The organism is Rubneribacter sp. (assembly GCF_965361815.1).
Window position 1 is genome coordinate 1 of sequence record NZ_CBDTNW010000177.1, and the last position, 5,229, is coordinate 5,229.

A 5,229-nucleotide genomic window follows, 5' to 3' on the forward strand; every position below is an offset into this window, starting at 1 on the left:
CTCGACGGGCTCTTCGGACTGCAGGGCCGCCATGGCCACGAACGCCGTGGCGGCATGGCTGCCAAGGCATCCTCCGGCGCCCGGATAGCCCTCGCCGAGCGGGGTGTTGGCGGCGCCGCCGCTCGCGTAGAGGTGCGGGATGGGCTCTCCGGCGCGCGTGAGCACCTGGAAGCTTCCGTTCGTGCGCAGGCCGCCCTTGGTGCCCAAGGCACCGGGCAGAACCTTCATGGCCACGAAAGGCGGGGTCTCGACTTTGCCGAGGCAGGGGTTGGGCAGGTTCTCGATTTCGGCCGCCTTCGAGTTCTTCAAAAGGTCCCATTCGTTTTCGCCGCGATGGAACTGCGGGTCGCGCCCGGTTTCGCAAAACGAGTTGAACTGCTCGACCTGCCAAGCGAGGTTGGCGTAGTCGATGCCCGCCTTCTCCGCCAGCTCCTCAAGGCTGTCGGCTTGAACGGCGTACTCGGGGATGTTGCCGGGAACGCCCCCGCCCAGGGGAAGGGCGTAGTTTTGCAGAAACGTGCCGTCGACGATGAGGTAGCCGGACGAGCGCCCCATGTGGTCCGCGCCCGCGTCCCACATCTCGAAGCCGCGGTTGAAGGTGTGGTAGTTCGCAGACTCGTTCACGAAGCGCACGCCGTACTGATTAACGATCAGGCTGTGCGGGTTGGTGCGCTCGCACTGGATGTCGAATCGGTGCCAATCGCTTTGCAGCTCGTCGGAATCCGCCGTCGTCGCGTCGATGGGGCACCATGCGGCGCAGCCCCAAACCGACTGCATCTGCGAGAGGTCGGCCCCCAGATCGAGCGCCATCTTGATGGCGTCGCCCGTGTTCGCCTCCACTGCTGCGGTGCTGCAAAGCTCCATGCGCAGGTGCGCCTTGCGCATGCCCGCATCGCGGTCGAACCCGCCTGTTGAGAGCAGCACGCCTTTGCGGGCCTTCACGTAATAGGCTTTGCCGTTTTGCGAGGCTTCAACACCCGTCACGACCCCTTCGGAGTTGGTGATCAGGCGTGCGGCTTCGGTGTTGGTCATCATGTCGAGGCCCTCTTGCTCGGCTCGCTCGAGAAGCCAGTTGAACAGCGCCTCGCCGCCGATCTGGGCACCGTACTCGGCGTCTTTTCGCCACAGGTTCCGATCAATTTTGAGGGTCCTGCCCATTTTGCTCCCCTCAAGGGGCATGTACAGATCCCACACAGGGGCGCCGTCGGCATGCACGAACCACGGGCAGCCCAACTCGTTGTTGGTCCATTCGAAGAACGCCTGCGAGCCGTCCACGAAGCTCTCTATGAGCTCGTCGTCGGCGGCTCCCTCGGCGATGCGCTTCACGTAGGAGATCACCTCGTCGCGGTCATCGGGGCCGTAGGAGTCGTCCTGCAAGGTGTTCATGGGCACCCACACCGCGCCGCCCGAGATGGCCGCCGTGCCGCCCAAAAACGGGCGCTTCTCCAAAACCACCACGGAATCCCCGTCCATATGGGCCTTCAAAGCGGCGAACAAAGACATGCCGGAGCCTGCGACCACGATGTCGACCTCTTTGTCCCACTTTGGCTCCTCGCCCTGCGCAACCAGCGATGAGCTTCCGCCTGCCGACGGAGCGCAGCCTGCGAGCGCTCCCGCCGTCGCGGCGCCCGCGACCAGCGAGCCTGCGAGGAACGCCCGCCTCGACATGCCGCCGCGCGCCAAGGCCCGCTTTCCCTTTTCCACGTTCTTCATGTTCGCCCTCCTGTCCGATGTGTTTTTCGTTGACGCTTGTTTTGGCGTCTGGCTAAAATGTACGGGGGGAAGGGACTATCGGTGAAATAGGATTCCCCAATCGTGTTATTGGGGAATCTTATCGGAGACGATGCGGGATGCCGCAACGGCAAGGAGGCGCTCTGTGAACACGCGGCATTTGGAGGAGTTCATCGAGTTGGGCAAGCAGCTGAACTTTTCCAGCGCCGCGCGCGAGATGTACGTGTCCCAGCCAACGCTGAGCCAGCATATCGCAATGATGGAAGAGGAGATGGGCTTTCAGCTGGTGACGCGGGAAGGCAGCGTGGAGCTCACGCCCGAGGGCGCCGAGTTCTTCTCGATGGCGCAAGACGTTGTGAACCGTTGCGAGACGGCGCGGACGAGGTGCCGAAATCTGTCGCAAGGAGGACCGAAGACGGTCCGCGTCCCCGACATATTGAGCACGTTTCCCGTCGGGCGCATGCTCGATCAAGTGGTGGGCGATCTGTACGCGCAGGACCCCGTGTCCCAAGTGATCGTTCGGAAGGTCGATTACGGTCGTCACGATCCTATGTCGCTGCTCGACGAGGACCTGGTCGACGTGGGCTTTGATTTTTCCTGCTGCGGCAGCGAGCACGTGGCGCAACGTTACAGGGAGCGTGGATACCGGGCTTTTCGGCTTCTCAAAGTGCCCATGCTCGTGGCGGTGCCCCGGGGGCATCGACTCGAGTCGGAGCGCCTGCTCGCCCGCTCTCTCGACGGCGAGACGTTCCTTTCGCGCAGCAACCCGTTTTGCGATTCGTACCGGCAGGCCATCGTGGACACGTTCGCTTTGGCGGGGGCGGCCCTTCGTCCGAAGATGGTCTACGGCTCCTCGTTCTTCGATCCGCCCCGGCACGAGTCGGCGGGCATGGTGTCTGTCGGCAGCGCCCATTACTTCAAGATATACGAGCTGATCTGGGGATCGGAGAGAACCGTCAAAAAGGTGGAGGATTTCGACGCGGATATCGACCTTGTGGCGGCCTATGACGCGAAGAAGCTGTCGGGCCACAGGAAGAGGTTCGCGCAGAGGCTCGAGGAGCTTGCCGGGCAAACGGCGTAGCTCGCGGATCAAACGACCGGAAAGCGCTCTTGCATGCACCGTCTGTGACGCTCCCGTCAAGATTCTTCATAAATCACGCGAGCGGTTAGCACTCTCTTGCATCGGCTGCTAAAATGATGTGTCGGCGCCGGCCCGGAACATGAGGTCATGGGCGGCGGGAAGCGAACCCGAAGAGAGGAAGGTGGAGAGGCGTGCTTTCGGATCGAAGGCAAAGGGTGCTTGCGGCCCTTATCGAAGAGTACGTCGCGCGCGCTCTGCCGGTCGGATCGCGCACGCTCACGGAGCGCTATCATCTGGGTGTGAGCCCGGCCACGGTGCGCAACGAGCTGTCGGTGCTCGAGGACGGGGGCTACATCGCCCAACCCCACACCTCGGCGGGGCGCGTCCCCACCGACCACGGGTACCGGGCGTTCGTGGACAACCTGCTGGCCACCGACCTCGCGTCTTCGGATGAGCGCTACAGCGCGGTGGCCGACCAGCTCAAACGCAGCGCAAGCGAGCTGGACGCGCTTTTGGAGCGCACGTCCTCGGCGCTCACCCGGCTGACTGACTGCCTCTCCATCGTCATAGCCCCCTCGGTGCTGAACCTGCACATCAAGCAGCTCTCGCTCATCTCGCTGTCCCCGATGCGCGCCCTCGTGGTGCTGGTCACCGAGGACGGGCAGGTGTTCAACCGCCAGATGGAGTTCGCCGAGGAGGTGTCCGGCGACGACCTGGCGCGCGTCCAGCGCTTTTTGGGCGACGTGTTCACCGGCAAGTCGCTGAGCGAGATAGAGGACGGCCTCGGCCAGGGGATGCAGGCGGCCCTGCATGACCCGCTTGTGCGCATGGCGCTTGACGAGGTGCTCTCCTGCCTGCAGGAAAGCGATCTGTCCCGCGCGCATAGGCTGGGGGTCAGCTCGCTTCTGAGCCAGCCCGAATTCAGCCATTCCGAGGCGCTGCTCCCCGTCATGCAGGTGCTCGAGGACGAGACGGTCCTGCTGCACATCCTGGACGACGCCGCGCGGCAGTCCTGCGGCGCCGGCGCGCCCTGCGTGCGCATCGGCAGCGAGAACGACGCGGCGGAGCTTTCGGGTGTGTCCGTGGTGGCAAGCCGCTACGGGCGGGGGGATTCCGCGGGTGTCGTGGCCGTCATCGGCCCGACGCGCATGAACTACTCCAAAGTCATACGCGCGGTCCGCATGGCAAGCTCCGCGCTGGAAGATGTGTAAGAGAAGGGCGCAACGCTCTTTGGCGGCGGGGCGCACGGCTCGCCGCCTGCGAAGAAAGGTTGAGATCGACAGATGGCCAAAGACCTGTACGAGGTTCTGGGAGTCTCGCGGGACGCGGGCGAGGACGAGATAAAGAAGGCGTTTCGCCGCCGCGCTCGCGAGCTGCACCCCGACGTGAACAAGGCGCCCGATGCCGAGGAGCAGTTCAAAGAGCTCAACGAGGCGTACGACGTGCTGTCGGATCCCGCCAAGCGCGCCCAGTACGACCGCTTCGGCACCGTCCCCGGCGCCTCGGGAGGCGCGGGAGGCCCCTACGGCGGCGGGTACGTGGACTTCGAGGACCTGTTCGGCGGGGGCATGGGCGATCTGTTCAGCTCGTTTTTCGGCGGGCAGGCCGCCGGGCGCGCCCCGCAGCGTCGCGAGGGCCGCGACATGGGCGTGGGCTTGCGCCTGACGCTTGAAGAGGTGGCGGCGGGCGCGAAGAAGGAGATCGTCTACGATCGCCTGGCGCCGTGCCCGGACTGCGGCGGCACGGGTCTTGGCCCCAACGGGCGCGAGGTGGCCTGCCCCGAGTGCAACGGCCAAGGGCGCGTGGTCACGGTCCAGCACACGTTTTTGGGCGACATGCAGACGGCGTCCACGTGCCGGGCCTGCGGCGGCACGGGGCGCACCATCGAGGATCCGTGCCCCGAGTGCGACGGACAGGGGCGCGTGCCCGACCGCCAGCGCGTGACCGTGGAGGTGCCCGTGGGCATCCGCGACGCCCAGCAGCTGCGCCTGAGCGGTTTCGGCGAGGCGGGCATGCGCGGCGCGCGCTCGGGGGACCTCATCGTGACCTGCCGCATCCAGCCTCACGAGTTCTTCGAGCGCGACGGCGACAATCTGCATGCGCGCGCGAACGTGTCCATCGTGCAGGCCACCTTGGGGGCCGACGTTGAGATAGCCGGCATCTTCGAGGGCGAGCGGGTGGCCGTGCGCATTCCCGAGGGCTGCCAGAACGAGCAGGTGGTGCGCGTGAAGGGCTTCGGCATGCCACGCCTGAAAAGCGAGGTGCGCGGCGACATGTACGTCCATGTGAACGTGGTGGTGCCCAAGAAGGTGACGAAGCGCCAACGCGAGCTTCTGGAGGAGCTTGGCCGCGAGATGGGGGAGGACGTCGCCGACGTGCGCTCCCCGCTCCAAAAGCTCCGCGACGCGTTCAATTAA

The 5,229-nt window shown here is 65.3% G+C and carries 4 protein-coding genes; 3 read left to right on the forward strand and 1 reads right to left on the reverse strand.

Going from position 1 to position 5,229, the window contains the following annotated elements; genetic code table 11:
- On the reverse strand, nt 1–1,713 hold a 1,713-nt coding region (locus ACWKY3_RS12870), incomplete at its 3' end, for an FAD-dependent oxidoreductase (RefSeq protein ID WP_449316794.1).
- A gap of 163 nt (nt 1,714–1,876) precedes the next feature.
- Here ACWKY3_RS12870 and ACWKY3_RS12875 point away from each other — a divergent pair.
- The 3 genes from ACWKY3_RS12875 to dnaJ all read left to right on the forward strand — a co-directional run bounded on the left by ACWKY3_RS12875 (nt 1,877) and on the right by dnaJ (nt 5,229).
- A complete protein-coding gene (locus ACWKY3_RS12875; protein ID WP_449316795.1) occupies nt 1,877–2,812 on the forward strand; it encodes a LysR family transcriptional regulator in 936 nt (311 codons plus the stop codon).
- A gap of 191 nt (nt 2,813–3,003) precedes the next feature.
- The gene (gene hrcA / locus ACWKY3_RS12880) at nt 3,004–4,023 is read left to right on the forward strand and encodes a heat-inducible transcriptional repressor HrcA (RefSeq protein WP_449316796.1); all 1,020 of its coding nucleotides are present in this window, start codon (nt 3,004–3,006) and stop codon (nt 4,021–4,023) included.
- A 72-nt stretch (nt 4,024–4,095) separates the two neighbouring features.
- A complete protein-coding gene (dnaJ, locus tag ACWKY3_RS12885; RefSeq protein WP_449316797.1) occupies nt 4,096–5,229 on the forward strand; it encodes a molecular chaperone DnaJ in 1,134 nt (377 codons plus the stop codon).